The sequence below is a fragment of the Pseudarthrobacter cellobiosi genome, from assembly GCF_023913755.1.
Classification (GTDB): Bacteria; Actinomycetota; Actinomycetes; order Actinomycetales; family Micrococcaceae; genus Arthrobacter; species Arthrobacter cellobiosi.
Genome location: NZ_JAMXBJ010000022.1, coordinates 14,180 through 39,200 on the forward strand (window position 1 = coordinate 14,180; position 25,021 = coordinate 39,200).

Annotated in this window: 15 protein-coding genes and 1 pseudogene; 11 read left to right on the forward strand and 5 right to left on the reverse strand. The window is 60.1% G+C overall.

Going from position 1 to position 25,021, the window contains the following annotated elements; all coding sequences use genetic code 11:
• Positions 1 to 263: 263 nt before the first annotated feature.
• Together NG696_RS01200 and NG696_RS01205 are read right to left on the reverse strand one after the other, a co-directional pair.
• Positions 264 to 2,033: a DNA primase family protein gene (locus NG696_RS01200; protein ID WP_252573604.1), complete on the reverse strand. Its 1,770-nt coding sequence runs from the start codon at positions 2,031 to 2,033 to the stop codon at positions 264 to 266.
• A 2-nt stretch (positions 2,034 to 2,035) separates the two neighbouring features.
• A complete protein-coding gene (locus NG696_RS01205; RefSeq protein ID WP_252573605.1) occupies positions 2,036 to 2,329 on the reverse strand; it encodes a helix-turn-helix domain-containing protein in 294 nt (97 codons plus the stop codon).
• A 1,021-nt stretch (positions 2,330 to 3,350) separates the two neighbouring features.
• On the opposite strand from NG696_RS01205, the gene NG696_RS01210 reads away from it, so the two are divergent.
• Positions 3,351 to 3,599, forward strand: coding sequence for a hypothetical protein (locus NG696_RS01210; protein ID WP_252573606.1), 249 nt, complete (start codon positions 3,351 to 3,353; stop codon positions 3,597 to 3,599).
• Between the two features lie 138 nt (positions 3,600 to 3,737).
• Here the strand turns inward: NG696_RS01210 and NG696_RS01215 are convergent, their stop codons facing one another.
• Positions 3,738 to 4,394 carry a helicase associated domain-containing protein gene (locus NG696_RS01215; RefSeq protein WP_252573607.1) on the reverse strand — a complete coding sequence of 219 codons (657 nt, stop codon included), beginning with the start codon at positions 4,392 to 4,394 and terminating at the stop codon, positions 3,738 to 3,740.
• 270 nt (positions 4,395 to 4,664) lie between these two features.
• Here NG696_RS01215 and NG696_RS01220 point away from each other — a divergent pair, with 270 nt between their 5' ends.
• Positions 4,665 to 4,910 (forward strand): helix-turn-helix domain-containing protein, encoded by a 246-nt coding sequence (locus NG696_RS01220; protein ID WP_252573608.1) that lies wholly within the window; start codon positions 4,665 to 4,667, stop codon positions 4,908 to 4,910.
• A gap of 308 nt (positions 4,911 to 5,218) precedes the next feature.
• On the opposite strand, the pseudogene NG696_RS01225 reads toward NG696_RS01220, so the two are convergent.
• Both NG696_RS01225 and NG696_RS01230 read right to left on the reverse strand, forming a co-directional pair.
• Positions 5,219 to 6,014, reverse strand: a pseudogene (locus NG696_RS01225) (IS3 family transposase); the annotation flags it as partial.
• Between the two features lie 257 nt (positions 6,015 to 6,271).
• Complete coding sequence (locus NG696_RS01230) at positions 6,272 to 7,594, reverse strand: DUF4365 domain-containing protein (protein WP_252573609.1); 1,323 nt, start codon at positions 7,592 to 7,594, stop codon at positions 6,272 to 6,274.
• A 471-nt stretch (positions 7,595 to 8,065) separates the two neighbouring features.
• On the opposite strand from NG696_RS01230, the gene NG696_RS01235 reads away from it, so the two are divergent.
• From NG696_RS01235 to NG696_RS01275, 9 genes are all read left to right on the forward strand, one after another.
• Entirely contained in the window at positions 8,066 to 10,183 is a 2,118-nt protein-coding gene (locus NG696_RS01235) for a GmrSD restriction endonuclease domain-containing protein (protein ID WP_252573610.1), read from the forward strand.
• Positions 10,184 to 10,441: 258 nt separating this feature from the next.
• Positions 10,442 to 13,081: an NACHT domain-containing protein gene (locus NG696_RS01240; protein WP_252573611.1), complete on the forward strand. Its 2,640-nt coding sequence runs from the start codon at positions 10,442 to 10,444 to the stop codon at positions 13,079 to 13,081.
• 28 nt (positions 13,082 to 13,109) lie between these two features.
• Positions 13,110 to 14,267, forward strand: coding sequence for a hypothetical protein (locus tag NG696_RS01245; RefSeq protein ID WP_252573612.1), 1,158 nt, complete (start codon positions 13,110 to 13,112; stop codon positions 14,265 to 14,267).
• Positions 14,268 to 14,956: 689 nt separating this feature from the next.
• Positions 14,957 to 15,832, forward strand: a complete 876-nt coding sequence (locus NG696_RS01250; RefSeq protein ID WP_252573613.1) for a hypothetical protein — start codon at positions 14,957 to 14,959, stop codon at positions 15,830 to 15,832.
• A 27-nt stretch (positions 15,833 to 15,859) separates the two neighbouring features.
• Positions 15,860 to 16,450, forward strand: a complete 591-nt coding sequence (locus tag NG696_RS01255; protein ID WP_252573614.1) for a hypothetical protein — start codon at positions 15,860 to 15,862, stop codon at positions 16,448 to 16,450.
• Between the two features lie 270 nt (positions 16,451 to 16,720).
• A complete protein-coding gene (locus NG696_RS01260) occupies positions 16,721 to 18,658 on the forward strand; it encodes a type I restriction-modification system subunit M (RefSeq protein WP_252573615.1) in 1,938 nt (645 codons plus the stop codon).
• Positions 18,658 to 19,944, forward strand: coding sequence for a restriction endonuclease subunit S (locus tag NG696_RS01265; protein WP_252573616.1), 1,287 nt, complete (start codon positions 18,658 to 18,660; stop codon positions 19,942 to 19,944). The genes NG696_RS01260 and NG696_RS01265 overlap by 1 nt, the downstream gene beginning before the upstream one ends.
• A gap of 2 nt (positions 19,945 to 19,946) precedes the next feature.
• Positions 19,947 to 22,880, forward strand: a complete 2,934-nt coding sequence (locus tag NG696_RS01270; protein ID WP_252573617.1) for a type I restriction endonuclease subunit R — start codon at positions 19,947 to 19,949, stop codon at positions 22,878 to 22,880.
• Between the two features lie 116 nt (positions 22,881 to 22,996).
• Entirely contained in the window at positions 22,997 to 24,133 is a 1,137-nt protein-coding gene (locus NG696_RS01275; protein WP_252573618.1) for an AbiH family protein, read from the forward strand.
• Positions 24,134 to 25,021: the final 888 nt, after the last annotated feature.

Consider the following 25,021-nt stretch of genomic DNA (forward strand, 5'->3'; position numbering starts at 1 on the left):
CGCGAGCAATACTTGAACCGCGGCGGTCGAGGTAGGTGCCGCTCTTGCCTAAGAGGATGACCTGCGGACGGCGGGCCCTATCTCTGGCCCGCCGTCCGGTAGATGACGTACTACCTCAATTTAGGACAGTGTCGGCATGCCCTCGCTGACTGGGCCGGAAGGGCGCCTCTCGAAGACTCATCCGGCCCGGTAAGCCCCATCTGGCATGGTCATCGTGTGATCTCCTTCTTCGCTGCTGGTTATCGTGTGCACGTTCGATTCATTCACGGATGGCGTGCCAGGTACGGAGTAGTCCCGGCGGCATCGTGCGCCTCCCAGGCTGAGCGGCGGACAAAGCCGCGCGCCTTCCGCTTCTTCTTCATCCATGGCGTGCCGCCACCAATTCCGTTGTCGCCGTATGGGTCCCAATCCCAGTTCCCTACATCGAGCAGATAGTCGAACTCGGCGAGCGCCGGTTCGGGGCCAACAATCCACTGGGCGATGCCCAGTTCCTTGTCTTTGCCGTTGCCGCCGACCGGTACTATCCAATCGCCCGGATCGACGAGCTTTTTCAGGCGTCCGGTGAACACCCTCATCGCTTCGACCGAACCCTTCGGATTCACCCGCTTCTCGTGTGCCACGAAGAGCTGATACAGCATCTCGAAGGGGAGGAAGTCCCGTTCAAAGCCGTCTCCGTATTCTTCCCAGAAGGCCACAACCTTGTCTGAGTCCGCACGAAACTCCGCTTTCGCCTTCGCGACACTCTCCGGCTCACTGAGCTTCGTATAGGCCGGCAGCTCCAGGAGTGCCATGTACGCGAACCACTCCCGCACTTCTGCACGTTTGACGTAATCGTTCTTGATGGCAGGATTCTTCTTCATCCCCGCAAACCGCTCGGGAAATTCGATGAACATCTGGCGGTCGTACATAGCCTCCGTCTTGTCCTTGTGCTTCGGGAACTCGTTCAGGCTCGCAATGGTGCTCATGATCAACTGCACCGATATTGGATCCTTGTGTTTGCGATCAAGCAAGATGGGGTCTCTCGAGATCACCTGCTTGAGTACAGCGGCATTCTCGATGAATTTGCCCACGTCATCTTCATCCACGAGATTCAGACGCTTGCCGACTGCCGAGCTGAGGGAGAACTGATCCGCAAACTTGCTCGGCGGGATACTGGTCACCAGGTGCGATCCAACGATCGCTCGAATCAACTCAAGGATCGTGCCCTTACCGTTCAAGCCGTCCCCGATGAAGTACACGAGGACTCGCCAGTCAACGGCAGGGCGCAGGCACATACCGATGACCTGCAGGACCAACGTGCGTGTTCCCTCGTCTGGGATCACTTCGCAAAACCAATCCCAAGCGTTCCAAACGGTACCGTCCTGGTTCACGATTTCCGGCACCGGAGGTCCTACTGAGGGCAGACGTGTTGCAAACTTCGACAGGGTCACTCGCTCAGGACCAAATGGGGTCCGCTGGCCAGTGCGGTAGTTGTACCAGCAGTCGTTCAATGGCAGCTCATCAGGGTTTACCAGCTCAGGTTCTTTTGGCACCCGGCGACGCAATGCCAGTTCGACTTCCTTGTGCCAATTCCGATCACCGGTCGGGCGGAGTTTTCCCGCCAGCTGATCCAGGAGACTGAGATCGGAGCGTCGGTAAATGCCAGTGTGATCACCCTCGTCCTGGTAAAACGAGAGCAGACCGAGCCCATCATCTGCTGATGTGCCGCCGGGAGTCACATCGCGGATGGAAAAAGCCGACTCCAGCAGAATGGCGGCTTGTATCGGCTGCAGAGTCTGGAATGAATGCAGCGATTTCATTCCGGCTACCTTGCGGGCCGCGTTTTGCTTATTAAGTACTTCCTCTGTTTTCTGCACACATACTGAACCGAGCTTATCTAGTCGGATATTGCCTACGCTTTTGGCAGTGTAGTTGGCACTTTCGACGAGAATCTCATCAAAAGTAAGTAGCAAGCTGCTAGAATTGTCGTCAGCGCCGCCAAACGCTATTTGAGCCGCCTCGTCACTGACGGGGCGGTTTTCTTTTGCGATCACGGCTATGCACGTCCGAGAGCTGTAGTGAATGTCGAGACGATGATGTCCCTCTGCTCAGGCCTAAAAGGCGGGGCAGCGGCGGCCATGCGGCGCGCCCAACTCTTCAGATCGCTGTCAGAAGCGACTATGGGAATGGGTGTGACAGCGGCGTCAAGATCCGGCCTGGTGACGTAGATCTTGCGTCCATCCTTGACGGCGGGTAGACGGCCGGCCTTGATGTAACGGCGGAGGGTGATGACGCTGCGGCCGCTGCATACAGCAGCGGCGCCAAGGTCGAGACGGGTAACGGCAGGCATTTGATGCTCCAAGATGAAGATGGGAGCACAACGAGAAGCCATCTGCGCGATCTTGGTGCTCGGGCCTGCCGGCGCCTGCACCTGACCCATGAGGGGCCTGCATGATTCCCGTCAAGAAGCCTGCTGGCGATCGTGACGTGACGTCGACCTAAAAGGGAACGTCTGCATTGTTGTTTAAAAGTGCACGAGTCTGCCGACGTCTGCACCTGGCCGCGAGGACCCGCACGATCTTCCCGTCACGACGCCTGCCAGCGATCGTGACGTGACGCCCCCTAGGAAACGGGGCGTCTGCACTATGTTCTCCAGCTAACACGCCTGCCGACGGCGTTAGCCTGGCCCCTAAGGGCCTGCACTTTTCTTCAGCCACGCCGCCTACCGACGAGCGTGACCTGATGTTCAGTTGCGCACTTGGGAATTCCAAGTAACAAAACCATATCATCACCTTGATCATCTTTGATAGGCAAATCGCGGACACCGGCGGCAATTCAAATGTTTAGTGTTACGCCACAGTTACCCCTCGAAGATCGGAGATGCGAATGCTTGATTGCTCGGGCGGAGGGGAGTGGGAGGCATGTCGCACTAGCGAATTTAGGGTCTGTGCGACATGGTTTCCCTCGAGTTATCAACGAAAACAGCACCTTGTCGCACTGTCGCACACGTTTGAAAGTTTTCTTTGGGGACGGCTAATGAATAGGCGTCTTTAAAGTAGGTTCTTTTTTCAGTGCTACAGTGCGACACTTTGTTTAAATATGCTCAAATATCAACAAAAACTCCTGTCGCACTTGGTGTCGCACAACCTGTCGCACACCAATGTCGAGTGTGGGTGTGCGACGGACTTCGCGGGGAAGTTGCTGTCCGCCGGCAGTCAACTCCTCTGCGACCCTTCAGCTGAGCATGGCCCGTAGGCGGCGCGGCACCTGACCGCGGTTGTCTGATTCCGAGCTCGCAGTCAAAGGTATTCGAATATATGTTCTATATTTAACCCGTGATCAAGCGAGGTACTCCTGAGGACTCCGAGCGCATGTTTGCCCGGATCCATGCGGAAGAGAGCCGTCCGATTGATGATCCGGCTCCCATCAGGGAGTTCCCGAAGTATGGCCGGCCCTTGGTGTACGTGAGCGGAATCTATGGCAAGGCTGTGGGATGGACCCGCAACTATGGCTTGATTGAGTGGCTCGACTCATCCAGCAAATACCATGTTGGGTGGGCACATTCGTCCAGTATCAAGCGGGTGAAGCCTGACGAGTGGAAGGGCGCCGGCGGGCTGTAGCGAGCGCTGGCAGTTGTCGCGCTTAGGTGGCGCGGTTTGCGACGGTCTCTGGGCCAGTAACGTCTGCTTCGCAGGGACCTGCACCGACCGGAGCGATTTCGCCGGAGGTCTTGAACTGCTCCGTTTCGACAAGGCAAGCTACTTGCGTCGGCCGCCTCGGTGACCTCTGCCTTCCCGCCACCCTGGCAGGAGGTTGTTCAGCTGATCCTCCTTGGCCGCATCCATTCTTCCAGAACGGTAGTCAGTGCGCTGCCCATGCAGCCACACACCCAACGTGCGTTCGTGGGGATCGTCCGTCTTCTGGTGCCGCGGCCAGTCACCGCCCGCAGTCCTGACTCTCTGGATCTCCTCCAGCCGGTGTTGCCACCGCGACTCATCCTCGGCTTTACGGCTTGAGGGCTTGTCCCAGCCGGGAATCACCGCCAAGGCATCCCGATACGTGGGGGAGAGGCTCCCCTCGGCGGACTGCCGGCGGCGGTTTGCCAACCATGCCGCCAGCGCACGCTCTCGAGGTGTCTTTCCATGGCTGACCGGCAGCCGGCCCTGGGCTTCATGGAAGGTGATGACGTCGGCGAGGTTCCGCAGGCCTGCCTCGGATATCCGCGGGGCTGGCGGCGCCAGTGCCGCTTTGTGCGCTTCTCGGATGCCCAGGTCGGCCCTCGCAGCAATCTGGAGGTGATACCGAACGGTAGTTTCCGCAACACGGGCCGCGGCGGCGATCTTCGAAGTCGGAATGCCCTGCCGGTACATCTGCACCCACTCCGAGTCAGGTGCGCTGCGTCTCCGTTCAGTCATTGCGGTCCAGAATCGCCCTTAGGTCGGCGGCACGTTTCAGTTCGGCAACTACGGCAGAATCCCTAAGTATCCCGAGTCTTCCCTTCACAACTTCCCCCTTGGGTTGAATTTTGACGGGTCGCACCGGCCAGAGAACCTGCGCGGTTTGATTCCGTCCTAAGACTAGGGGAAAGCAGCGCGGCCCTGGCGAAGCGTCGCACGCCAGCTCCTCTCGCCCTTTCGCCATCGTTCATACCCTTGGGAAGGCGGGCCCGAACATAGGATGGTGCGGTGACCGATGAACCGAAGAAGCACCGCTTCCTGACCATTGAGCAGGCCGCGGAAGAACTCAATGTGAGCCCCAACCAGATCCGCGCTCTGCTAAAGGCGGGGGACTTGCGCGCTATCCAGATCGGCGGGCGCGGGCTCTGGCGCGTCGCTGCCCTCGATCTTGAGCGTTACATTGCCGACGCCTACAGAATCACAGCCGAGAGGATCGCGGCCGGAGGCTTCCCGGACGAGGTGCAGCCTCCGTAACGCCTTGGCGCATTCATGGTTCCCTGCAATCTACGATCATCGGGTCAACCATTGGGGGGAACCATGCAGTACAAACGCGCAGCAGGGATTTACGTAGCCGGTATCTGCCTTATTCTCGGCGGCCCGCCTGTCAGCTTCATCGGAACATCTTTCGGAACTTGGTTCGCTTTCAATAACCCGGCCACCACTATGAGCGGCCTATTTATCGGCGTGGCTGTGTTCGGGGGCCTGCTGGGCATGGGACTGCCCCGGCTTTTGTTGACTCGGTGACCTGCCCTAGGGATTGGTTACCCCGTGAAGAATGAGCCTCAGGCTGTTTGGGATGGGTTCTGGCAGTGCAGCTCGTGCCCGATCGTGGTGCGGTAGTCGAGCCCGGAATGGCGGCGCTGGCGGTTGTAGAAAATCTCGATGTAGTCGAAGATCGCGTTGGCCAGGTCCGTCCGGGTCTTCCAGCGGTTCCTGTTCAAGAGCTCGATCTGCACGCTGGACCAGAAGGACTCCATCATTGGGTTGTCATACCCGTCCCCAATCGTCCCGAACGAGGGCATCAGGCCGGCTGAGCGGATCCTGTTGGTTAAGGCCCAGGACTTGAACTGGACGCGGTGTCGGCATGGACGATGCCGCCCGGGACGGGTCGGCGGTTTCTAATGGCCATGTCCAGGGCGTGACGATCAAGGCAGAGTCCTGGCTGCGGTCGATCGACCACCCAACGATCCTGCGGCTGAAGGTGTCCATCACGGCACAGCAGTAAACCTTGCCCTCCCTCGTCGGATGCTCGGTGATGTCCATGACCCAGAGCTCGTTCGGCGACAGCCTGTGGAATTTACGGTGCACGAGATCGTCGCTGGTGGCGATGCCGCACAGGCGTTTGACCTTGGCCGGGCCAGGCAGCCCGGCGATTCCGGCCACGCTCATCAGCTCCGCGGCCAGGTGCTCGCTGACTTGCAGGCCCATGCCCCGTGTCAGTTCGGCGTGGATCCGGCGGGACCCGTAGGTGCCGCGGCTGGCCGTGTGCACCTCCCTGATGATCCCGGTCAGCCATTGCCGGCGCATCCGGGTCGGTGACAGCGGCCTCTTCCGGTACTTGTAGTAGCCGGGCAAGGAGTCTACAAAACCTGGGGGCAGTCAGTCCCCAGTTCCGCACGTTTTTTGCGGTCGCTGGCATCAGCGACAAATTTTCGAACTGGCGCGCCCTAGCGGGGGCGTCACCCGGGTGGATGTGCTCAACATGGAGAACTCGCGGCTGGGAAACGGCGTGCTTGTCTGGCCTGGTGAACCGCCGCTTCGGATCGAGCCGCTCGAAATCCGCGGGAAATAGCTGGGCTCTGGTCCTGGCATTGGACTTGACTAACGTTGGCTGGCTACCGCATCGATGGTGGAAGCTCGTCTACAGCGCGGGCAGCTGAGTCCCAGTGCCGCACGTAAAACGACTTCGCGGCCCATGTGTACAACGCCCCTTGAAGCGCAGTCTGAACGTCGTCAGTACGGCTCAGAATTTCGTAGAACGTTTGGCTGCTGGGACTGAAGTTACCACCGTACAGACTGGCTGCGGCTGCTAGTTCATTTTGGGTGTATCCGAGGGCGGTTGCCGCCCCTTCCCACACTTCGGTGATCACCCTGACGGCCTCTTCTACATCCTTCCGCGCGAGAGCTTCCTTTGGCCGCTCGTGCGCCTCTTCTGCTTTCTTTAAGGCATGCAAGTTTTCCTTCGAATCTTCTTCGCGGTAGGCGGCGAGCCGAGCCCTATAGGCCTTTAGCGACTGTTGGCCCGGCATGGGCTCTGCGGTCAGCGTAGAGAGACGAGACTCGAACCTGAGTAGCAGCTCGATCATTCCGCCGAGCAATCTAAAAGCACCTGTCCGTAATGAGTTCGCCGACCGCTTCGCACCGACCAGCAAGGGCTCGTCGTCCCACCCGTACTCCTGGTCGTCCCACCCGTACTCCTGGTCGTCCGGCCCTGCACTCACACGGTTTTTGAGGTCTTGGAATAGCTGTTGCCTGAAAGTCCAATCGGCATACATGTAGTCCACGAGCGTGAAATACTGCTGGACATCTGCCCAAGAACCTGGGACGGGTAATGCGGAGTACCGTCCGGCCGTATAGTCAAGCAGTGACCACGCGGATTGCCGATTCAACCCTCGGAATTCGTCTTCGTGGGCAAGTGTCCGAGCCCGCAATCGCTGTGAAATCCAGGGCGCCAAGGCATGCGCAAACATGCGCAGTCGGATGTCGGTGGCAGCGGACTGAATCGTCACCGTCGTTGGGATACTCTTAATCCGGTCTTCGTAGGGTGCTATCAGCGCCAACCCATGAAGTGACGACAGGGCGTCTTCAACAAGCAACGCGGCGCCATCGTTGCTAATTCTTGCGACAAAAACGGGGAGCGTGGCGCTTTTCCAGTATTCCTCGTGTTGCTCGATTTGAACTGACCGAGCCTGATTATCGGTGAAGTAATCATCAGTCCCCTTTGACTGAAATCCAGCAACGAAGGCTGTCGCGGCTCCGCGCTTATCACCGTCTTCCCTCGTAAGTGTCGCGAAACCGACGAGATCGATTCCAGAGTCCACGTCCTGAGGCCAGGGAAAGTGATACACCTCCATAGTGCGCAGTGCCTTCTCAAGGAGTGCCAATGCCTCTGCCGATGACTTCATATTCCCGGGTGTTCCGGGGAGCTCGCCTACCATCCCCATAGCCTATACAGCGCTACTCGCCGTTGGAGCAAACGTCCTTGGCAGGGCTATTCGTTCCCTGGCGCCCTTCGCTTGAGCAGGACCAGCGACGGTCCGCCGTCTGATAGCTCCCGAACGTCTTCTGCAAGCGCTTGCCGTGATGCGGCGAGTAGGCGCTCAGTGATCACCCCCCCTGCCAATGCGACTGCTCCACGACCGGGTTGATCCGGCAGGCGCGGAGACGGTTCCGGCCGCGGTTCGGGGATGGCACGCGTCGTGTTGATCGTTTAGCGGCATTTCTATTTATTTCTTTCGTCGGCGCGGAGTAAGCTCACCAAGCAAGTCGTAAAGCCCCGGGCGGCGTTCCATCGCTGTGGAGACAAGCAGCAATTCAGGTCCGGACTTGGCGTTCTAGTGCGGTCTCGCGAGAATCGATCCTCGCGCGGCGCGGGAAGCGTGCTAGACGTTACCGGTAGGTTTGGGATCGTGGAGACTTTCAAGCGGACCCCGCTGCAGCTGTTCAATCTGCCCCAGAATTTCGTAATCCCTTTATTTCAGCGCCCTTACGTTTGGAAAGAGGTCGAGCAGTGGGAGCCGTTGTGGAAAGACATTCGTCGTGTCGCGGAACTCCGGATCGCTCAGCCGCACGTCAACGCCACACACTTTCTCGGAGCCGTCGTGATCCAGTCACACGAGGCTCAGAGTAAACGCCTAACCACGTGGAACGTGATTGACGGCCAGCAGCGGCTGACCACTCTGCAAGTTCTTGCTGACGCGACACGCTCTTTGCTTGCACAGGCAAACCTCTCGAAGCTCGCCGGTCAGCTCGAAGACCTGACCCACAACTCCGAAAAGTATGTAGAGGACGGTGACAGTCCTCTCAAGCTCCGCCACCTGAACAAGGACCGGGAGCCCTTCGATGAACTTATGACCGCAGATTCGCCTGTCGACTATGAGGAACTCTCACACTCGGACTCACAGATCGTTGCCGCCCACCGTTATTTCTCAACTGTCGTAGAGCAATGGCTAGGGGTGCGGGACGCTGATGATTACACGCCCAAGGCCAAGGAACTGACCAACGTTCTCCTGGACGGTCTGCAACTTGTGTCGATCGAGCTGGAGGCGGCAGAGAATTCGCAGGAAATTTTCGAGACACTCAACGCGCGAGGGACGCCGTTAACGGCCGCCGATTTGGTGCGCAATTTCGTGTTCCAGCGCCTCAACGGTGAGGGCGGCGACACCAAGAAGGCGTACCGCGAGGACTGGCCCTTCGAGACGAAATTTTGGATGCGGGAGGTGAGCGTCGGTCGAAACCTCGTAAGCCGCAGTTCCCTCTTTCTCAACCAATGGTTGGTGGCAAGGACTGGCGAGGAAGTCAGTCCGCAGGCCACCTTTTACCGGTTCAAGTCATGGGTGGAACTGGAATCGGGTCAGAGGATGGCCGCCTTGCTGCCGGTGATCAAACATCAAGCCCAGCAGTACCAGACGTGGACCGAGGATGCAGCACAACTTGGAGGATCGTTCGATTCTGCCGTGATGGCTTTCTATCGAATGCGAGCAAGCGGCGTCGAGGTTTTGAAGCCGTTGCTGATTTGGCTGTATGAACCGGGGCGAAACCTTCCACAGGAGAGCATCGACAGGATCGTTCAGGCTGCAGAGAGTTGGGTGTATCGTCGCCAGATGCTCCGCCTGTCGGGCAGCGATCTGGGACGCATCGTCGCCGACGTCATTGCGGCCAGCACGGGAGTTTCTACCGGCGAATTGCCGGGGCGTGTGATCGGTCACTTAACTCGCCTCAATGTCACCAGTACCTATTGGCCCGGGGACGACGAAGTTCGGCTAACCCTCGGCACGGAGGCTGTGTACTCTCGTTTTCCACGGGCCAGACTGCGTATGTTCCTCGAGGCCATCGAGGACCACTATCGCGCCGAGACTGGGCAGCCGCAGATTGAGCGTAAGGGGTACCCGATCGAGCACATCCTGCCGCGGAGCTGGAAGGACACCTGGCCGGTCGAGACCCCGGAGGCTGACGAGGCACGCCAGGCAAGGGTACACCGGCTTGGTAACCTGACCTTGCTGACGAAGTCCCTGAACTCCAAGGTCTCCAACGGGCCTTGGCTAGCCAAACGCGCTGCGCTCCTGCAGCACAACACGATTACGCTTACGGGCCGGGTGGTCAGCAAGACGGAGCACCACGATTGGGACGAATCGCTCATCGACAATCGCGCCGTAGAACTGATCGACGCAATTCTCGATATCTGGCCCGTCCCGGAGGGCCATCGCGGCAAGGTTGTCGACCCTCAAACCAAAGCTGGTGATTGGGTCGAGCTCAAGCACCTGATCGAGGCCGGGCTCCTGGGAAGCGGCGACACTTTGTCGGCGACCCACAGGGACTTCAAGGGCAGAGAAGCGGTGCTAACGTCCGATGGTGCGATTGAGCTCGATGGAAAACGGTACACGTCGCCGTCTGCCGCTGGTCACGCCCTACGAAAGAAGGCGACGAACGGCTGGTACTTCTGGGCTGTGGGTGATGGACGACGACTGCGTGACGTCCGCGCCGAGTTCCAGAACATGAATCGTGAAGCCGTCTTCGACCTAACATAAGCCTCGCCTAAGGCACCGACCGACCGCCGAGGGGAGGCGAGAGCCGTGCCTCGCGTTCGTCGCGGAGACCCGGCGGCAACTGGTGGGTCGTGAGACTTCAAGAGGACGGCCAGACGACAACTGAGTTCGTCGTTAGTGGACCGCAGGTCCAGCGAATAGCAGATAGCCGAGATGTGTCCCTCCAGTGTGATGTGATACTGGTGTGAACCGACACGACCCGCACCTTCGCGCCGCGCACGTCAAGGGGGATTACTGCCTATGAGCGGCGTCGATACCGTCCGCGGCATCAACTACCAGCACTGCCAGGCGATTCTCATCGCTCTAGACGTAGCCGCTGACGACTCGGTGCTCGGGATCCGCGTCGAGGGGGCCGTTGACGCCCTGGACCTGGAAGTCATCGCGAATGCCCCTGGCGGGGCCGGACCGTTCGTGGTTCGCGGATTGCAAATGAAGTCTCGTCTGCAGCCTCACACGTGGGCGCGGGCCGAGCTGCTCGCCATCGTTCACCGGTGGGCTGAACTGCCCGTCAGCGCGGACTCGGAATTCTCTTTGCTCACGGACGGCGCTCTCGGGCCTTCCGGGTACGCGGTTGCTGCTGCGTTGGACGAAGCTCGCGACGGCAAGTACGACGCCATCGCAGAGCTTCTAGGGATCGATGTCGAAGACCCCTTGTGCGCGGTCATGGGGCGTGCGCGAATTGTTTCGGAACCGGGCTCGGTCGAGGCACTGCTCCTCTCGGCCGAGATGGAGATCATGGCCCTGCTTGACACTGGACCCACTCATCCAGACGCCGAGAAGGACGCTTCAGGCCGGGTCAATGAGCTGTTCCGGGTCATCTCTACTCGCTCGGGTCTGCCGGACTTGGACGACCGCTTCATCTCGAGGGACGAAATTGTCGCCGTTGTCGGCGACATCGCTCGACTTGCCGAAGCCGACCGCTGGACTGGTTCCCTGGCCGCGGAGTACCTGACTGCGGTGGCGTCGGAGCAGATCGACGACCTCGTCGTGCCGACGTTGAGCGCCAGCTGGCAGAGCCCACCCATTCGGCTGGAGGACCTCGCTCTTGTCAGTGGCCCACTCCTGATGACGGGACGGACCGGTTCGGGCAAGTCCACTCTGGCGCGTTTGTGGCGTCGTGGTGCCGCATGTGCTGGTGGGAAGGTTGTCGTGTGTCACGCCGAGGCGTATCTGGCGCAACGGTTAGACCGGTTGGTGGCCGATGCCGTGGGTACCGCGGTGGGTCGAACGTTGTCGCGCGGGGTGGGCCGCCAGGTACTGGGGGATCCGAGTGTGACCGTGATCCTTGATGGTGTTTCTGAGCTTCCGCAGCAGGTCAGGTCCGAGCTCGCCGCCGACCTTCGTACACACCTTGCAGGGGCCCACGGGTCACGGGTGGTCGGGGTCGGGCGCGACGAGGGGGTTGGCGCGACCGTTTTCCCGGCCTCAGTGACGGTGCAACGGTTATACCCGCTTGCGTTCGGTCGTCCGGAGAGGCTCACGTTGACCGCGAAAGTGCTGGGCGAACCGGAGAGCGGCGTCTCTACGCTCGTTACCGTCGACGGTGGGGGGCCAGCCGCTCTGGCGGGATCCGGTGGAGGCGACATAGAGGACTTTTCTCCTCGCTGCTACGAGGCGTTGGCGCAGGTTGAACATGCGTTGGCCGATGCCGCCGGCAATCCGATGCTGCTCGAGCTAGCCCTGCAACTGGTGGCCGGTGGAGTCCCGTTCACCGACCGGGCTTCAGTGTACGAGTTGACCGTCTCGCGAATGTCTGACCGCGCCAATGGCGGCGACGTGCGCCTGGCGGTCGCTGTGCTCGGCGTCGTGTTCGCTGAGCTTCTGGATGAGGGACGGCGGTACGCAAATCCGCTGGAGTGGGAACGCATGATCGCCGGAGCCGCAGTGTTCCTTGAGGAGCGCGGCGTTGCGACCGATGTCCCCGCCATTCGCGAGGCGGTCGCTCGAAGCGGCCTGGTCAACGCCGTGATCACCGGGATTGGGCACACAACGCTCCGAGTGCCTGTTCACGACTCCTTTGCCGACTACTTCGCCGCTCGTGCACACGCAGACGGACTGGTCCTCCTACCAGAGACCCTGCTCGAAAATGACGAGAACCGTTTGTGGTTTTCCTCCCAGATGCGGATGCTCAACGACTCGGAGGTACTGGCAGTGGCCAAGCAGTTGCCGTTTTCCTTGGTGCGGGTCAGTGAGTCGGACCACAACACCATCAGCGGGCAGGCGCCCGGAATCGTGGCCGCCTTACTGAACGCTGTCCTTCCCGACGATACGGACGTCGAGGTGACAATGTGGCGGACGGCGAACGGGAAGACGATGGCTCAGGCCGGAACTGGAGCCACAACGTGGGTCGACCCGGCGCAGGCCCCGGCCGTCTTCGCGGGTCCGACCGTGGTGGCCGAGGACAGCGATGGGCCTACCGCGGTCGCGGTGCGACTGTGGCGACTTATCCTCAGGCAGCGGCTACGTCGCGATCGTCGGTTGCGGCCACGAGCCCCTCAGTCGCGTCAGGAAGCCTGCGACCAGCTGAGCGCACACTGCCGCGAGGTGATCGCTGCACTGACAACAGTCCTGGCTGAAGTCGCACCACCCGGCACGATCAACCGCTTGCGGGAAACCATCGGCCCACTCGGCATGACCGGCGTGGTCTACGAACGTCAGGGCCGCGGCTTCGGTCTAAACGGGTGGCCGGTCAGGTATCGTCACTCAGAAGCCGTCGATTTAACCGCTGCGTCTGACTCCTCCCCGCCGTCTGAGGAGCGAACCGGTGTATGCTCCGCGTGGACCGACGTGGTGTCCCGGGTCTCAACGTCACCGGAAGTCACCGCTGCTAAGGCTGTCGGTGAGGCGGTCACCAAACTGACACGAAACCACTGGCTGTGAAGCAGACGACTCGCGGAAGGCGCATCACGTGAACCCTGGAGAAGACACCTCCCCCGAACTGTGGTCCGCCATCTGGAGGTTGGCCGATGCCTGGTCGCAAACCCCTGTGGTCCAGGAGATCGCGGCAACGCTGCCCCGGAACCGCCCGTTGGATGAACGAGGAGACAAGGCGGTCGGCATTCCTGCGCTCGTGCAGCACCTCGAAGTTCGCGCCGGCATGATGATGAAGTCCCTGATGTACGGCAGTCGTATCCCCGCCCTGCTTGATCAGCCTCTCGTCGCTGGGTTCGGGATGCCTGCGGTCGGACAAGACGAGTTGGACAAGTGGTTACAGATGGCTGCAAAGTTGGAGGGCGCGCACCGGATCACCTTGGGTTGGTTGCGCTCTTCACTGGCAGGGTACCCGATTCTTCTTGCGCCGCAGCTGGCGCCCAGCACCCCACTGACGACCGGGGAGATGACGCCGCGCTACATTTGGCCCAGGGAGGAGTTCGCTTACGGCCTGAACCAGCGGGTTGCGCCGCCTTCAGTGCCGGAGCTGCTCGGCGCGGACTCGATGGGTGCTTCACAACTTGACCAAGCTGCCCGCGACGTGAGTCAGGCGCTGACGAAGTCCCAGGCGTGGGTCGACTTTGACAGTGCACTGCATGCCTTGGACGACGCCGCGAAGGTGGCGTTGCGAGCGGCTCGGCGCGAGCTCAAGGAGCGCCTGTCAGCCGAGGCCCTAGATAACCACGAGCCGAATCTCGCTCTACCGCGTGCCGAGTACCGCTCGCACTCCATGAACGAGGTCGTCGAGTCGCTTTCGGGTCCGGCGCGTGTCTACGCCGATGCGTTCGGCGAGGTCGATCGGCTGCTAGACCTTAGCCTGGGCGACATCTTTGGCGAGCTGGCCCTGTTCGGCGAACCATGGCGGGTCCCGGTATTCAATGTCGAGACTCCGACGCCCGGAGAACCCATCGTCGGATTCGAGACGAAACCCATCGGACCATTCCTGACCACCGGTCAGATTCTTTGGCTTACGACTGAAGCAGTTGCGGATGCGGTCAGGATCGAGTCGCACACGATGAAAATGGACCAAGTCGAAGGCATGCAAGACCACTTCGAAGCGCGCGTACTTCTCAAGACCGGCGAGGCGTGGCCCGCGCCGACCATCCAAATACCGAGCAATGACGACCTGCACTAGCCGAACACCCTCGAGCGCGCAGATGCGTCTGGCGGAATTCAACTCCGGCCCGCATGGAAGGTTGCCGCGCATCCCCGCTGGGGCGGGTCGCCTTGCGCTAGGGGTGTCGGCACAAAGCATCCGGACATCGGCAGCTCCGAACGTCCGCGCGCAGCTCCGTCGCCTCAGATCTCACGCACATAGCGCCAGAGGTTGTTCGGCTACGGGACGTGGTGGAGTTCCGTCACGGAATAACGTCTGCTAGCCAGGGCAAGAAATGAGTGCTCCCGAGGCATGATCGATCGCGAGCTAAAAGCATCGGGCTAGCCAAACCGGGACGTAAGGTGGCCGTGGCCGCCAATGGGCCACGCCTGAAATGGTTGTACAAGGTCGCCATGGCCCGTCGAGCTTGCCGCAGTGCACAGCCAGGGGGAGACGGTCCAGCGTCCGTATGTGTGTGCCTCACAAGTCACTTGGATGTGGCTTTTTGGTGTATGTTCATCGGGTGCAGCGGCTGCGCTACCTGGAAATTTGCTCGGATATACTTGTCCGGCTGGCTTGCGCGGCCGTCGTACACGCCAGTCGTCAGGTGGTGACGATGTACTTTGGGTTTGGCCAGAAAGTGGTCAAGTGGGGGATGGATGACTTCTTACGGCTATCGCGTTGGACTTTTTCATGTGACGGAGACGCGTCGCAATGACCCACTCGACATGTCCTTCTTGGTCGGCGGCCGGCCGATTGGTGAACTCATCGCCGAAGAACTCAAGGCGATAGTTGGACTAGGCGAGCGCGACGAGAAGCGCTCCACTTATTTCTCACTTGACTCCTTGCGGCAAGCTGGGTGGCTTTTCCGGATGTACGGGTCATCGGGCACCTTCGGCAGTGCGGCGCGGGTGGTCGACACCAACACGCACCAGCAGGTCGATGGCAAGGACATCGGTGAGGACGAGGCTGTGTTGAGGGCCGCACGCATTTTGGCGGTGGTGCCTCCCAGTGAGAAAGTTTTCCTGGCGGCCTTCGAAGTCCAAGGCAACGGCAGTTTGATGACCCACTTCTTCTATGCACTCGACAAGGGTCTACGTAAGCACATGCTCACGCTCAGAGGCGAACATGACATCGCCGATGGGGTTGGGTGGGAGAACTATCTGAGTCGGGATGACGTGGGTATACAGGGTGTGGACCTAATACAGCACGGTGACGCAGTCGATGGCGCTCTGGTCGACCCGGCCGGCGTTCGCGGACTCCGGCTGTACTTGAACATTGATCCAGGTGGGCCGAAGGCAGTGCAGATTCTTCGGGAACTCAAGAGGCTCCTGACGGGTCACCCCAGCATTGACCTGGCGCCGGTGCTGGGCGTCCACGCCGACGGCTTTGACGAACAGAAGATCGTCACTGTCAAGGACGGCAAGCAGCGAACGATCAACGTCACAGCTGGTTGGCCGCGCTTTGTCTACCCCATCGACGAGCAGACCCGCCCGAGCGACCAGGACTTCGAAGATGCCTGTCAAGATGTACTGGAGGAAGTCCTTGAGGTAAAGGGAGTTGTCCGTGACCCGGGATGGTGGGCCGTCGGACCCTGGTCTTAGACTCATCGCTAAGCGAAGGAGGGAACCATGGGCCGCGAAGCAGACCTTGCGAGATTCAGCCTGAAGCAGCTGTTTGGCCAGGTGTTTAGGGGGCTGCGCCGTACTGAAGCGAGCCATATCGCTTGGCCGACTCGGTTGGTAGTTTTTTTTGTTCCTGTCGCCGGAGGGATCCTCGGTGCGGTCTTCGGCGGCCCTCTAGCCCAACCAACGCTCTCTGCAATACTGAGTGGCAGTGGCCTTCTCGTAGGGTCGATGCTCACGTCCTTCGTGTTCCTCGCAAACCTGCGGATCAAAATGTCCGAAACGGTTAGCCTCAAGCGCAATGGGCGCCTCGCCAGAATGGTAAGTCAGACCGCGGCTGCCTGCCTTTACATTTCCTTCCTCGCGCTCTGCATCGTCGGAATCGTTCTCACGGCCCTCGTCCTTGGAGGCACTCTGCACACGGGGTGGCTCGGTCGTTTCGGAACCATCCTCATAATCGCTCTTGGTCTGCACATCGTCTTGCTTTTCCCTACAGTGGTTCGCCGTTTGTTCGGCGCATACTTCGAGGTATTCAGTGCGGACTACACGCAGGCGTCCCTCGCTGCGCTCCGCGAAGGCGAGAAGGACGCGTCATAGGCCTAATCTGATCGTGTCGAAGTCTGCTCCGCAGTCGGAACTGGGGAGACGACGGACGCCGGAAGCAGTCGAGTGACCGTCGCAGCAGACGATGCCGCCGTGCCGTCGCCCTTCTCGTTCAGAGGTGGAACTGCCAGGTCTGAGAGAATATCCGAGGAGCTGTCCGCCTTCGCGGGCTCGGCGGCTCACGTACAGCAGATCGCCGCCCGGCAGTCTGGTCAAGAGTGAAGGATCCCCGTGCCGCATAGCTCCATCAACCACGCTCGAATCGTGGCGCTCATCTGGAACATCGCTGACGACCTGCTCCGCGACCTCTACGTCCGCGGCAAGTACCGCGATGTGATCCTCCCCTTCACAGTGCTGCGTCGACTCGACAGCGTCCTAGGTCCGACGAGTGATGCCGTTATGACGATGAAGAAGATGCTCGACGGTGCAGGCATCGCCGATCAGGATGCGCCGCTCAGGGACGCGGCTAAGCAGGACTTCTACAACACTTCGGGGTTCTCGCTGCAGGACCTGCGCCACATCTCCAACTCGACCCGTCTCCGGCAGAATTTCGAGGCGTACCTGGACGGGTTTTCCCCCAACGTGCAGGAGATCATCGACAACTTCGAACTTCGAAACCAGCTCCCCCGGCTCACGAAGGCTGATGCCCTCGGATCATTGATCGAGAAGTTCCTCGCGCCTGACCTTGACCTGTCGCCGACAGGCCTCGACAACCACGGCATGGGCACCGTCTTTGAAGAACTAGTGCGCCGCTTCAACGAGGAGAACAACGAAGAAGCCGGTGAGCACTGGACCCCGCGTGATGCCGTGCGACTGATGACCCGGCTGATGTTCGAACCGATCGCAGACGCGATCCCTTCGGGCACGTACCGTCTCTATGACGGTGCGATGGGCACCGGCGGGATGCTGACTGTGGCAGAGGAGACGCTGCACCATCTCACGGAACCTGCCGGCAAGAAGGTCTCTACCCACCTGTATGGGCAGGAGATCAACGCCGAGACGTACGCGATCGCCAAGGCCGATCTCATTCTGAAGGGTGACGGCAAAGCGGCCGACAACATCGTTGGTGGTCCCGAGTATTCGACGCTGTCGAACGATGCCTTCGCTGGCCAGGAGTTCGACTTCATGCTCTCGAATCCGCCCTACGGCAAGAGCTGGAAAACCGATCAGGACCGCCTCGGAGGCGCGAAGAAGATCATCGACCCGCGCTTCGTGGTCACGCACGATGGCGACAGCGAGTTCTCCCTCGTGACGCGAAGCAGCGACGGGCAGCTGATGTTCTTGGCGAACCTGATCTCGAAGATGAAGCAGGGCACCGAGCTGGGCTCCCGGATCGCATCGGTCCACAACGGATCTTCACTGTTCACCGGCGATGCGGGACAGGGCGAGAGCAACATCCGCCGGTGGATCATCGAGAACGACTGGCTCGAGGCGATCGTCGCGCTGCCACTCAAGATGTTCTACAACACCGGTATCGCGACCTACGTCTGGGTGCTCTCCAACCGCAAGGAAGAGCGCCGCAAGGGCAAGGTTCAGCTCATCGACGCCACCGGATGGTCTACGCCGCTCCGTAAGAACCTCGGCGAAAAGGGCGTCGAGGTCTCTAAGACTGACGCCGATAAGGTGCTCGAAGCCTTCACCGCGTTCGACCAGTACGAGGACGCCGATCGCTCCAAGGTGTTCGACGGAGTCGACTTTGGCTACCACAAGATCACCGTTGAACGACCGCTACGCATCGTCGGGGTGGACCCGAACCGCGTCTACACGGCCAAGGAGATCAAGCAGCTCAAGGAGGATGGCGTGCGCGACGAGGCAGCGCCGCCCATCATCAAGAAAGCGCTCCCGCATGCAGCTGTGCCCGACCCGCTACACGGCCGCTATAAAGCCATCGTCGACGGGCGCACTCGCGTGGTGGAGTACGAGCCCGACACCGAGCTTCGCGACACCGAGCAAGTCCCGCTGACCGAACCGGCAGGTGCACACGGCGACGGTATCGAGGCCTTCTTCCGTCGCGAAGTCACCCCCTACGCCCCGGACGCCTGGATCGACGAGTTGAAGACGAAGATGGGCTACGAGATCTCATTCACCCGCCACTTCTACAAGCCCGCGCCGATGCGCACCTTGGCCGATATTAAGGCGGACATCCGTGAGCTTGAGGCGGAGACAGACAACCTGATCGCCGAGATCGCGGGTGAGAACTGATGTTCCGCGACCTTCCGCGCTATGAAGATCAGAGGCGGACAATGATGCCCTGGTGCCCGTCGGTGCCTGCGCACTGGAGGATGTCGCGCAACAAATTAGTGATGGCCGCGAAAAGGAAGATGGTCGGGGCTCAAAGCAGTGAGTATGACTTGCTCTCTTTGACGAAGGCAGGCGTCATCTCGCGTGATATTAGCACCGGAAAGGGGAAGATCCCGGCATCGTTCGACACCTACCAGATGATCGAGTCTGGCGACTTGATAATGTGCCTTTTCGACGTTGACGAAACGCCGCGGACGGTGGGACGTGCTCGGAAACGCGGCATGATCACCGGAGCCTATGACCGATTCGTGGTGGCGGACAATGTCCTAGCCGAGTATGTCAAGTGGTTCTACTTGTCCGTTGACGACGTCAAGGGATTTCGGCCCCTGTATCGAGGGTTGCGAAAGACAGTTCCGCTTGACAAGTTCATGGCGAGCCAATTTCCGCTACCCTCGCCGGCGGAGCAGACGGCGATAGTGAAGTACCTCGCCCACGCGAACGCCCGCATCGACAAGGCCATCGCCGCCAAGCGCCGCCTCATTTCCCTGCTGGAGGAGCAGCACCGCGCTCTGAACATGGAGATCCTTGAGGGTTGTGCTGGGGCCGAGGAAAGTTCGGATCTATGGCCGAAAAAGCGCCTCAAATGGGTGACGCGGCTCCAGCGTGGTTATGATCTTTCAGCCGAAGCGCGCGAGCCAGGCCCATTCCCAGTGATCTCGTCAGGTGGAACGATCGCGACGCATCGTGAGTCTCGGGCGGCTGGTCCCGGCGTAGTGATTGGTCGCTACGGTTCGACGGGAGCCGTCTTTTTCGTTGAGACGAGCTTCTGGCCGCACAATACTGCACTTTTTGTGACGAACTTTTATGGAAACGATCCTCGTTGGTGCTATTGGCTTCTTCGGTCGATTGACAAGACGATCTATGCGGAAAAGTCTGCAGTTCCAGGTGTCGACCGGAAGGACCTTTACGAAATCGAGGTGACTGTCCCTCCCATTTCGGAGCAGCGGCGCATGGTTCGCCTGATTGAGCAAAATCACTGGGAGCTGGAATCGCTTGTGAGCCGATGCCGAGACGAGATTTCACTTCTCCAGGAGTTCCGCACGCGTCTCGTTGCAGACGTTGTGACAGGGCAGGTCGATGTTAGGGCGATCGCAGCGACGCTGCCTGACGCGTCCGAACCGATCGACAATGCTTTCGCGGAACTTGATGATGATCTTGAGGAAGCATTGGTTGGGAGCGAGGCGTGAGCATGCGGCGACTCAACGAGGAAAGCCTGGAGACGCTCATCGTCGCCCAGATGAGAGACGACGGCTGGACGGAGGGCGCATCAGGCGACTATGCCGCTTCTTATGCTCTCGACCTCGGCCACTTCGTAGCGTTCGTTGAGGCGACTCAGCCCGATCTCGTCGAACCACTCGGTCTCGCGACGGAGTCTCCCACGCGCCATAAGTTCCTCGCCCGCCTGCAGGGAGAGATCACCCGTAGGGGCGTCGTTCACGCGCTGCGCAACGGCATCGATCACCTTGGCTTCCACCTTGACCTGTACTACCCGACGCCTGGGGCGGGCAATGCGAAGGCAGCCCTCCTGTTCAATGCAAACCGGTTCGTCATCACCCGACAGGTGCACCACAGCGTCAGCAACCGAGGTGACGCTGTCGATCTCGTGGCATTCGTCAACGGTCTGCCGGTGTTCACGTTCGAGCTGAAGAACAACATCACTAACCAGACCGTGGAAGATGCGGTGCAGCAGTACCAGCGCGACCGTGACCCCCGTGAGCCGCTGTTCGCGTTCGGACGGACAATCGCGCACTTCGCGCTGGACGACCAGCGCGCACGGTTCTGTACGGAGCTAAAGGGGACCTCGTCATGGTTCCTGCCCTTTGACCAGGGGTTCAACGACGGCGCGGGGAACCCGCCTAATCACGATGGGGTCATGACGGACTACCTGTGGCGGCGAGTGCTCGCGACCCAGAGTCTCGCAGGGATCATCGAGAACTACGCCCAGATCGTCGTCGAGAAGAACTCGAGGACCGGCAAGAAGGTATCGAAGGCGATCTTCCCCCGGTACCACCAGCTTGACGTGGTGCGCCGGCTGCTCGCCGATGTCGAAGCACGTGGTGCGGGTCGCCGCTATCTCATCCAGCACTCCGCGGGAAGCGGCAAATCAAACTCGATCGCTTGGCTGACTCACCAGCTCACCGAGGCCACGCACGCTGGTCGCATCGCGTTCGACTCGATCGTTGTGGTGACTGATCGCATCATCCTCGACAACCAGCTCACTCAGACCATCAAGTCGTTCCTGCAGGTCGGGTCTACCGTGGTCCACGCCGACCGGTCCGGAGATCTTCGGCGGGCGATCACGGCGGGCAAGAAGATCATCGTCACCACTGTGCAGAAGTTCCCGTACATTTTGGACGATATCGGCGCGGATCACAGTGGCCGGACCTTCGCGATCATTATCGATGAGGCGCACTCGTCCCAGGGGTCGAAGACCTCTGCGGCCGTCTCGCGTGCGCTCGGCGGCGTCCAAGCCGATGAGGAGGACACCGTCGAGGACCGGATCAATCGGATCATCGAAGGCAAGAAGCTCCTGACGAACGCGAGCTACTTTGCGTTCACCGCGACGCCGAAGAACAAGACTCTCGAGATGTTCGGCGAGCCGGTCCCCAACGCGGACGGGGGCACCGGTTTCCGGCCGTTCCACTCGTACACGATGAAACAGGCAATCCAGGAGGGCTTCATCGTCGACGTCCTCGCCAATTACACGCCGGTCGGCAGCTATTACAAGCTTATGAAGACCGTCGAGGACGATCCCGAGTTCGACGTCAAGCGCGCCTCGAAGAAGCTCCGCGCTTACGTCGAGGGCAACGAGCACGCGATCGGACAGAAGGCTGGCATCATGGTCGACCACTTCCTCGCTCAGGTGGTTGCGAAGCGCAAGATCGGCGGCCAAGCCCGTGCGATGGTCGTGACCTCGTCGATCGCGCGGTGCATCGAGTACTTCCATGCCATGCGCGATGCACTTACCGCTCGCAAGAGCCCGTACCAGGTAGTCGTCGCGTTCTCCGGCGAGCACGACTACAAGGGCATGAAGGTGACGGAGGCTAGTCTGAATGGCTTCCCGTCCAGGGCGATCGCCGAGCAAGTGAAGGGCGAGCCGTATCGGGTTCTTGTCGTCGCGAACAAGTTCCAGACCGGCTACGACGAGCCGCTTCTTCACACGATGTACGTCGACAAGACTCTCTCTGGCGTACTGGCTGTGCAAACGCTGTCGCGGCTCAATCGATCGCACCCGGCCAAGCACGACACATTCGTGCTCGACTTCGCCAATGACGCCCACGACATCCAACGGGCGTTCGAGCCGTACTACCGCACGACAGTGCTGGCAGAAGAGACGGATCCCAACAAGCTGCATGATCTCGTCAACGACCTCGACGCGTTCGGCATCTACACACCGGAGCAGGTCGACGAGTTCGTCCGCCGTTACCTGGCGGGAGAGACCCGTGACCGCCTCGACCCGCTGCTCGACGTCTGTGTCGCCAAGTACATTGAGCTCCCCGACGAGGACGAACAAGTGACGTTCAAGGGCAACGCGAAGGCGTTCCTGCGCACCTACAACTTCCTGTCAACGGTGCTGCCGTACGGCAGCACCGAGTGGGAGAAACGTTCCATCTTCCTCGACCATCTCGTCCCCAAGTTGCCAGCCCCCAAGGAAGAAGACCTCGCCGCCGGGATCCTCGAGAACATCGACCTGGAGTCGTACCGCGCCGAGAAGCTCCGTGCGATGAAGATCGTGCTCGAGGACGAGGACGGCACTCTCGACCCTGTCCCGGCCACCGGTGGCGGACACCGCACGGACCCGGAGCTCGAAAGGCTCTCCGCGATCGTGAGGAGCTTCAACGATTACTTCGGCAACATCGAGTGGAATGATGCAGACCGCGTCGAACGTTTCATCACCGAGGAGATACCGCGGCTTGTGTCTGAGGACGAGGCCTACCGGAACGCACAGACCAATAACGACCCGGTGAACGCCCGCGTCGAGAGTGACCGGGCGCTTAGCCAAGTGATGCTTCGACTCATCGCCGATGACACCCAGCTCTTCAAGGAGTTCCAGGACAACGGCAGCTTCAAGCGATGGCTCGCCGAGGTCGTCTTTAATGCGACCTACCGAAAGGGCGCGTGATCACCGGTGCACCCTGCAAGTGATCGAGACGCCGTGATGTCGGCGTCGCTCATTTAAAGTCCTAACGCACCGCCCCGTGCGACCCGAGCGCGTTGAGACAGAGAGAAGAATCCTCCATGGCCTACGAAGACTTTACGGGACGCTTCAAAGAAGTTCGGTCGCAGCACAACATCATGGCGCTAGTGGGTAACGGGTTCGATATCCAAGCGCTGTCAGGAATCGGATCGCTCACAGACACGAGATATGAGTCTTTCTACCACTACTTGAAGTACCGGAAGTTCGACGCAACAAACCTCATACTCGAGCGCATGGAGGCCTTGCGGGCTGACGGTGCCGAGAATTGGAGCGACGTCGAAAACGCGATTGAGTCGCTCCGGACGGTCGATCAAGTTTGTCCCGAGCGCGTCTCTGGGGACGTGAGGAAAATCCAACGTGAGTTTGCAAACTTTCTTGATCAGGTCGCTACCCCGGACGTTCTCTCGCGTCTCGGTGAAGATGCTGTTTCGCAGAAAAAGACGATGGTCAGCTTCACGGAGTTCCTTGGCGATATCGAGGACCCAGATGAATACAAGAGGCTGGGTCTGATTAAGAGGCTCGGTATTGGGGATGTCTTCAACTTCAAGTTCGTAAACTTTAACTACACGACTCTTCTCGACGACTTCGTATACCTCGACCAGGAGCAGTTTGATCCGCATCCTCACAAGTGGTCAGACCGGAACATCTACTTTCATCCAAATCCCCGAGGTCACGAAGGTGGACATGAGGATTCCGGGTTCCACATGGTCGCGTACTTGGTGTCGGACGTGGTCCATCCCCACGGAATTCAATACACGCCGAGATCGCTATTGTTTGGTATCGACGAGGCGGAGGGGGCTGCCCGAAAGCTGTCTAAGCCGTACTGGGCACAGAACAAGGTCAAGTACGCGGACCTGTTCTCCACGACTGATCTATTTATCATTTTCGGCTGTTCACTCGGCGATACCGACCGGTGGTGGTGGCGGGCCATCGTCGACGGGCTTCGCGGCAATGACGACGCAGACCTGATCTTGTACTGGCGGCGTGGCGCGAGGGATGAGCACCTGACAGCGCGGGGGTTGCGACAGCGGTTCGCAAAAGCCGCTGGATACGCAGGGGATCCTGACGTCCGGAGGCTTCTGATCGAGAGGGCCCGCGTCGTGCTTTACGATGACGGGCCCGAGCGGGCTTGGTTGAACACGAACGCAACCTCGCCGCCAAGCTGGGCCGAGCTTTAGGCTGCCGGCCGGCGAGTTCGCCCTCGCCGGGGCTTCATGCCGCCGGTTGCCGGCTGATTCCTGGGCACCTGTCCCAGATAGCTTTGGTGGGTCTAATGGTCAGCTGCGTGGGGCTTTTTAAGACCGGGTCCGTGAACTGGACGTCTCTTTTGTGTGCCGCTGTCTTGAGGCCACACATTTTCGCACGCGCGCTTCTTCGCAAAGATCATTTGTCCCCAGTTCCTTGATCTTCTGGCGGCTCTGCGCGGGCACAGCGGCGCCGGAGGCTTCTTCCGCAGCGCGGAGCAGGTCGATCATAGGACCAGAGTCTGCAGAACTCGGGAATGGTGTCTTTTTCCGTGCGACGTTGGGGGAGTGCGGAAGCTACGAACTCGACGTCTCCTTGTAGGTTTTGTTGCTGTCCGGGGGCTGGATCTTGTTACTGATGTTCCCGGCGACGTATTTATGATGGGACCTCATCGGGGGGCAGCTTCATCTCGGCCAGAGCCTTCTGGGCCGGCGTCGTGGTTCAGTTCCTTGTCCAGAGTGACTTTCCGACGCGCAACAAGGATATTGCGGCGGAGCCTGGCGAACATCTCATCCCTGCGCTCAAGGCTGATTTTCTTTCGCTCAGTCACAGTTGTCACCCTCTTTCTAAGGTTCATTGTCTCCGGATTTATTAGGGTCATCTATGGCCGACTCGTCTAATTGGCCATCGGTCCAAACGTCTCACTCGTTCTCCGCGTCCTGAGAATGGTCCTCCGAAGCGGAGGTGGACGCGGTCATCCAACAGTCCTCACACAGCGTGAACTTAGGACCCTGCTGCCGCCCGAGCGAAGGCTTCCTGTAACAGTTCTCTGTTGGGTTTGCCCGTGGCCGCATCTGTCTTGTTATAGGCGAGCGGACTCG

Excerpts from the sequence above, each read along its gene's own strand:
- NG696_RS01210 (WP_252573606.1), top strand. The coding sequence starts at position 3,351 with ATGTTTGCCCGGATCCATGCGGAAGAGAGCCGTCCGATTGATGATCCG.
- NG696_RS01250 (WP_252573613.1), top strand. The coding sequence starts at position 14,957 with ATGTCCTTCTTGGTCGGCGGCCGGCCGATTGGTGAACTCATCGCCGAA.
- NG696_RS01230 (WP_252573609.1), bottom strand. The coding sequence starts at position 7,594 with ATGGTAGGCGAGCTCCCCGGAACACCCGGGAATATGAAGTCATCGGCA.
- NG696_RS01240 (WP_252573611.1), top strand. The coding sequence starts at position 10,442 with ATGAGCGGCGTCGATACCGTCCGCGGCATCAACTACCAGCACTGCCAG.
- NG696_RS01205 (WP_252573605.1), bottom strand. The coding sequence starts at position 2,329 with ATGCCTGCCGTTACCCGTCTCGACCTTGGCGCCGCTGCTGTATGCAGC.
- NG696_RS01275 (WP_252573618.1), top strand. The coding sequence starts at position 22,997 with ATGGCCTACGAAGACTTTACGGGACGCTTCAAAGAAGTTCGGTCGCAG.
- NG696_RS01270 (WP_252573617.1), top strand. The coding sequence starts at position 19,947 with ATGCGGCGACTCAACGAGGAAAGCCTGGAGACGCTCATCGTCGCCCAG.
- NG696_RS01215 (WP_252573607.1), bottom strand. The coding sequence starts at position 4,394 with ATGACTGAACGGAGACGCAGCGCACCTGACTCGGAGTGGGTGCAGATG.
- NG696_RS01255 (WP_252573614.1), top strand. The coding sequence starts at position 15,860 with ATGGGCCGCGAAGCAGACCTTGCGAGATTCAGCCTGAAGCAGCTGTTT.
- NG696_RS01265 (WP_252573616.1), top strand. The coding sequence starts at position 18,658 with ATGTTCCGCGACCTTCCGCGCTATGAAGATCAGAGGCGGACAATGATG.